Genomic DNA, 1,847 nt, shown 5'->3' on the forward strand with positions numbered 1-1,847 from the left:
GAAAAAACCGCTAGTGATAGATCTCCCTACTATTACCAATTGACAGAAAAAGACTTCACCACCCTGACGCAGCTACAGACCGTACTGGCAACCTTTAAGAAGTTAGAAAAGCAGCAATTCGACCAACGCAGCCAACTTTATAACCAGCTCAGCGATTTATTTACCCAACTGATTAACTCACTTAACCAACTTAATATTCCTATTGCACAGCCCATTAATATCGACAATTTTATCGACGCTTACACGATAGAGCCCCCTCACCCCAGCACAAGTGCTACCACGAGCACGAGCACGAGCACGAGCACGAGCACGAGCACGAGCACGAGCCAAATTATGGATGGCGAAGCAAATAGTGTCGATGCAGAGAAACTAAATACCGCTGATAACCCTACCGACAATAACCATGCCCCTAGTACATCAAAGCAGGTGATTGAAACCAGCACACAAAGTGACACTCAAACGACAGCACCACAGTTAGTGTGGCAACTGAACCCTAATGCACTGAAGCAAACCATTGGGCAACTGCATATTACCTCGCTATCTAAAGATCAATTGAAAACACTTACGCCACTACAGGATGAAGTTTTTCCAAGTCTCTATCTATTACAAATGGCGATGAACGCGTTGGGAATTTCGCCAGCCAGTACGCAGGGCAAAAGCATTGTTGAATTAGCATACAAAAAAGGTCAAAGCCCTATCCGCGCCGTCCCTGTAAACTGGGAAGCCCCGCAGGACTGCGGGTGCCAGGACAGTACCAAGTCTATTTTTACGATAGGCACTTTTTATGGTTTCTATCCTTACTGGCAACACCTCGAAAAAGGGCAAACCATTGATTTTAGTCGCTTGGACCGCATTGGCTATGTTGGCGCAGTGATGAAACCTGGCGAGAATGGCAATACATTAGCACTGCCACAAAACTGGTCAGCCGACCCTACGTACAGCAAGTTTATTCAGACCACCCACCGCTATCGCACCAAGCTCGATCTGGTGGTGACAACGCCACGAGATCTCACCCAAGATCAACTGATCGCGCTGTTTACTGACGACATGGCACAGCGCCTTGTTGCATCCGTGACGATCCCCATGGACAAGTATTTCATTAATAATGTGCAGCAGTGGATCAGTCTTGGATTTGCAACCGTACTGCCCATTGCAGACGGCATTACTTTTGATATAGACCTTTCGGTCTTAGACACTCAACAAAGTCAGCAGGCCTTTTTATCATTCCTACAGAAGGTTAAAGCTGCCTTGCGTCAAAGCTATCAACATCAGTCTGGTATCAACGCACTCAACGCCTCTAAGGCAGACGATGATCGGTATTATGTGAATGTGATTGTTCCGGTAAAAGGCATCATAAAGCGTGAAGATGATTTTTATAGTTTCAGGAGTATCAATGAATTATCCAAAAATATCGATCTACTGCTCGTCCGACCTGGCTCACCGGAAAATAGCGATGGGGCGAAAGATGAACTGACTCAATTAAAGCAATTACAGAAATGGCTCAGCGAACAGCCGGATCAGGCCGACGTGCAACGGGTGTACAAGCAACTGGTTCCCGTGCTGATAACCGAAGACAATCGCAATCAAAAGTCGATGCTGAATCAACTGGTTAACTTTTCGAGCTGGAGCTTTTTGGGCGCAGCCTATTGGCCGCTGCCACTAAGCGCAGAAAATGAGACGCTGATTGATGATACATTCTTCCAGCAGGCCCCGCAGTACCCTAAACCGATTAATCAGATGATAAACAACATCAATAACCTGCTAAATTGGATCTGTGTTTATCGCTGGGAACTAAGAGCGGGTTTATTTGTATCGTTCGTGCTCATTCTCGTCTTTTTGGCTGCTTG

Annotated in this window: 1 pseudogene; it reads left to right on the plus strand. The window is 46.2% G+C overall.

Annotated features, from left to right (window positions below):
* Window positions 1-1,847, plus strand: a pseudogene (locus tag J5224_RS26205) (hypothetical protein); the annotation flags it as partial.

It is taken from the genome of Candidatus Symbiopectobacterium sp. NZEC135 (genome assembly GCF_025962695.1).